Annotated in this window: 3 protein-coding genes; all 3 read left to right on the forward strand. The window is 62.6% G+C overall.

Annotated elements, in window-relative coordinates; all coding sequences use genetic code 11:
• Nucleotides 1–774 (forward strand): transketolase-like TK C-terminal-containing protein (locus tag ACTHL0_RS09125; protein ID WP_440566409.1); only part of this gene is annotated, 774 nt, incomplete at its 5' end.
• Between the two features lie 84 nt (nt 775–858).
• Nucleotides 859–2,535 carry a dihydrolipoyllysine-residue acetyltransferase gene (aceF, locus tag ACTHL0_RS09130; RefSeq protein WP_440566410.1) on the forward strand — a complete coding sequence of 559 codons (1,677 nt, stop codon included), beginning with the start codon at nt 859–861 and terminating at the stop codon, nt 2,533–2,535.
• A 278-nt stretch (nt 2,536–2,813) separates the two neighbouring features.
• Nucleotides 2,814–4,589, forward strand: coding sequence for a dihydrolipoyl dehydrogenase (gene lpdA, locus ACTHL0_RS09135; protein WP_440566411.1), 1,776 nt, complete (start codon nt 2,814–2,816; stop codon nt 4,587–4,589).
• Nucleotides 4,590–4,887 lie beyond the last annotated feature (298 nt).

The following is a 4,887-nucleotide window of genomic DNA, read 5'->3' on the forward strand; positions in this document are numbered from 1 at the left end:
AACGGCGAAGGCTTGCAGCACGAAGACGGCCACTCGCTGCTGTGGGCGCAATCGGTGCCGAACTGCCTGAGCTACGACCCGACGTTCGGCTACGAGCTCGCCGTCATCATGCAAGACGGCCTGCGCCGCATGGTGCAGAACCAGGAAGACGTCTTCTATTACATCACCGTGATGAACGAGAACTACGAGCACCCGGCGATGCCGCAGGGCGAGCACGTGGCGCAGGACATCATCAAGGGGATGTACTCGTTCAAGAAGACGGACGCCGCCTCGAAGCAGCCGCGCGTGCAACTGATGGGCGCGGGCACGATCATGAACGAAGTGATCGCCGCCGCCGATCTGCTGAAGAACGACTGGGGCGTCGACGCCGACATCTGGGGCGTGCCGAGCTTCACGCAGCTCGCTCGCGAAGGTCAGGACGTCGCGCGCTGGAACCTGCTGCATCCGACGGAACCGCGCAAGCTGACCCACGTCGAGACGCTGCTCAAGGATGCGAAGGGTCCCGTCATCGCGTCGACCGACTACGTCCGTGCGCTGGCCGATCAGATTCGCGCTTACGTACCGAACCGCTTCGTCGTGCTCGGTACCGACGGCTTCGGCCGCTCGGATACGCGTGAGAAGCTGCGTCACTTCTTCGAAGTCGATCGTTACTGGGTCACCGTTGCGGCACTGAACGCGCTGGCCGACGAGGGCACGATCGAGCGTAAGGTGGTGGCCGATGCGCTGGCGAAGTACAGCCTCGACGCCAACAAACCCAACCCGATGACCGTTTAAGGCAACGCCTTCGCGTGAGGCTATGCGCGCCCGCCGTTTGGAAACACGGCGGGCGCGCCTGTGTAAGCCCTGGAGACACGAACAATGAGTGAAGCGATCGAAGTCAAGGTGCCGGACATCGGCGACTATAAAGACGTGCCCGTCATCGAAATTCTCGTGAAGGCCGGCGACACCGTCGAAAAAGAACAGTCCCTCGTCACGCTCGAATCGGACAAGGCGACGATGGATGTGCCGAGCCCGCACGCGGGCAAGGTCAAGGAAGTGAAGATCAAGCAGGGCGATTCCGTGTCGGAAGGCACGCTGATCGTGCTGCTCGAGCCGGCCGGCGGCGGTGCCGCGCAAGCGGCCAAACCGGCGCAGGCGAATGGCGCAGCGGCGCCGGCCGCTGCCAGCGCGCCCGCTCAAGCCGCGCCGGCTCCGGCTGCCGCTCCCGCCGCGGCCGCCAGCGTGCAGGAAGTGAAGGTGCCGGATATCGGCGACTATAAAGATGTGCCCGTGATCGAAGTGGCGGTCAAGGCCGGCGATCGCATCGAGAAAGAGCAGTCGCTCGTCACGCTCGAGTCGGACAAGGCGACGATGGATGTGCCGAGCCCCGTGGCCGGCGTCGTCAAGGAAGTGAAGGTCAAGGTGGGCGATTCGGTGTCGGAAGGCACGCTGATCGTTCTCGTCGAAGCGCAAGGCGCGGCGGCTCCGGCCGCAGCCCCGGCCGCCCCGGCCAAGAGCGTTCAGGCGCCCGCCGATTCGCCCCGCGAAGACAAGCCGCACAGCGTGCCGGCGCAGCCGTCCGCGTTGGCGCAGGCGCCCGTCATTCCCGCCGGTGAAGGCGGTGCCCGCCGGCCGAGCCATGCTTCCCCGTCGGTGCGTAAGTTCGCGCGTGAACTCGGGGTGGATGTCGCTCAGGTGCAGGGCACCGGGCCCAAGGGCCGTATCACCCAGGAAGACGTCACCTCGTTCGTCAAGGGCGTCATGACGGGACAACGCGCGGTTGCCGGCGCGGCGCCGGCCGCTGCGGCCGGTACCGGCGGCGAGCTCAATCTGCTGCCCTGGCCGAAGGTCGATTTCACCAAGTTCGGTCCCGTCGATCCCAAGCCGCTTTCCCGCATCAAGAAGATCTCGGGCGCGAACCTGCATCGCAACTGGGTCATGATTCCGCACGTCACCAACAATGACGAGGCTGATATCACCGAGCTCGAAGCCCTCCGCGTTCAGCTCAACAAGGAAAACGAAAAGGCCGGCGTCAAGGTCACGATGCTCGCCTTCGTCATCAAGGCCGTTGTTTCCGCTTTGAAGAAATTCCCGACGTTCAATGCCAGCCTCGATGGCGATAACCTCGTGTTCAAGCAGTACTACCACGTGGGTTTTGCGGCTGATACGCCGAACGGCCTCGTCGTTCCCGTCATCCGCGACGCGGACAAGAAAGGGCTCATCGAAATCGCCAAAGAAATGGCCGAGCTGTCCAAGGCCGCTCGTGATGGCAAGCTCAAGCCCGATCAGATGCAAGGGGGGTGCTTCTCGATTTCCTCTCTCGGTGGGATCGGGGGGACGAACTTCACGCCGATCATCAATGCACCTGAGGTCGCGATTCTTGGTTTGTCTCGCGGCGCGATGAAGCCCGTGTGGGACGGGAAGCAGTTTGTTCCGCGTCTCACGCTGCCGCTCTCGCTCTCTTACGATCACCGCGTGATCGATGGGGCCGAAGCTGCGCGCTTCAATGCGTATCTTGGGGCGTTGCTCGCCGATTTCCGGCGTGTGATTCTTTGATAGCAGAGGGCTCGTCGCAGGGCGTGGGTTCTTTTGTCGTGGCCCACGCCTTGTCGTTGAACTTGTTTTCATATCGGTCTGCATGCGTCGCCCCTCCGCGGGGCAGCGGTCACTTTTCTTTGTCTTCCAAAGAAAAGTAACCAAAAGAAAGGCGCGTCCTTGGGCGGACAGCAAAGGTTGTCATACCCACGCGCCCGTAGTGACAGCTAGGCCGTAGTTTTCGAGTTCAGCGCGAACTTTCATTCCTCTGCCAGCCGCTAAACAAGAAGGGGACGTACATGAGTCTCATCGAAGTTAAAGTACCCGATATCGGCGATTTCAAAGACGTCGACGTCATCGAAGTCAACATCAAACCCGGTGATGTCATCGAGAAGGAACAGTCGCTACTCACCCTCGAATCCGATAAGGCTTCGATGGAAGTACCCAGCGATGTCGCCGGTACCGTCAAGGAAGTCAAAATAAAAGCCGGTGATAAGGTCTCCCAAGGCACCGTCGTCGCCCTGGTCGAAGCCTCCGCAAACGCCGAAGCACCCGCCAAGGCCGCTCCGGCACCGCAGCCAGCCGCTGCCGCGCCGGCCGCCTCCGCTCAACCCAGCTCGGCACCCGCCGCCGCACCCCAGGCCGGTAGCTTTGCCGGCTCCGCCGACATCGAATGCGATATGCTCGTGCTCGGCGCCGGCCCCGGCGGTTACTCCGCAGCGTTCCGTTCAGCCGACCTCGGCATGAAAACCGTGCTCGTCGAACGCTATTCGACGCTCGGCGGCGTCTGCCTTAACGTCGGCTGCATTCCGTCCAAAGCACTGCTGCACACCGCGCTCCTCACCGATGAAGTCGCCGCGCTGGCCGAACACGGCATCTCGTTCGGTAAGCCTCAAATCGATCTCGATAAGCTGCGCGCCTTCAAATCCGGTGTCGTCAAGAAGCTCACCACCGGCCTCGCCGGCATGGCCAAGGCTCGCAAGGTCGAGGTCGTCACCGGCGTCGGTTCGTTCGTCGATCCGCATCACATGGAAGTGCAAGGCGAAAGCGGCAAGAAGATCGTCAAGTTCAAACAAGCCATCATCGCCGCCGGCTCCCAAGCCGTGAAGCTGCCGTTCATGCCCGATGATCCCCGCGTCGTCGATTCCACCGGCGCGCTCGAACTCCGTCAAGTGCCCCAGCGCATGCTCGTCATCGGTGGCGGCATTATCGGTCTCGAAATGGCCACGGTGTATGCCACGCTCGGCGCCCAAATCGATGTCGTCGAAATGCTCGATGGCCTCATGATGGGCGCCGACCGCGATCTCGTGAAGGTCTGGCAAAAATACAGCGCCAAGCACTTCGCCAACGTCATGCTCAAGACCCGCACGGCAGCCGCCGAAGCGAAGTCGGACGGTATCTACGTGAAGTTCGAAGGGGAGCAAGCACCCGCCGAACCCCAACGCTACGATCTCGTGCTCGTGGCAGTAGGCCGCAGCCCCAACGGCAAGAAGATCGGCGCCGATAAGGCCGGCGTCGCCGTGACGGATCGCGGCTTCATCGAAGTCGATAAGCAACTGCGCACCAATGTGCCGCACATCTTCGCGATCGGCGACGTCGTCGGCCAACCGATGCTCGCCCACAAGGCCGTGCACGAGGGCCACGTCGCAGCCGAAGCCGCACACGGCGAGAAGGCCTACTTCGATGCCATCCAGATCCCCTCGGTCGCCTACACGGACCCGGAAGTGGCATGGGCCGGCAAGACCGAAGACCAATGCAAGGCCGAAGGCATCAAGTACGGCAAGGCTGTCTTCCCGTGGGCCGCGTCCGGCCGCGCAATCGCCAACGGGCGCGATGAGGGCTTCACCAAGCTCATCTTCGACGAAGAAACGCATCGCGTCATCGGCGGCGGTATCGTCGGCCTGAACGCAGGTGATCTCATCAGCGAAGTGTGCCTGGCCATCGAAATGGGCGCGGACGCCACCGACATCGGTCGCACGATTCACCCGCACCCGACGCTCGGCGAATCGATCGGCATGGCGGCAGAACTCTATGAGGGCGTCTGCACCGATCTGCCGCCGCAACGGAAGAAGTAATTCAACACCCACCCATCAGGTGTTGTCGCCGCTGTCCGGCTCACCAGCCGGCAGCGGCATCGTCCAATCTGCCTCATGGTGCAGCGATCCGCCGCGCAGCGCGGCAGTCCGGCAAGTGAGGCGGCGGTTTCGTTCAAGGCGTGGCGGTTGGACGAAACAGGGTTCGGTTCTCCGCTCGCCAATGAACCCCAGGCGATTGGCGAACCCATAAAAAAACGGCGCGCTTCCCGTAGGCATCGCGCCGTTTTTTATAACGTAATAAGTGGGCGCGGAGCGAGATGCGACTATTACACCGCAC

It is taken from the genome of Trinickia sp., assembly GCF_051961175.1.
Lineage (GTDB): Bacteria > Pseudomonadota > Gammaproteobacteria > Burkholderiales > Burkholderiaceae > Trinickia.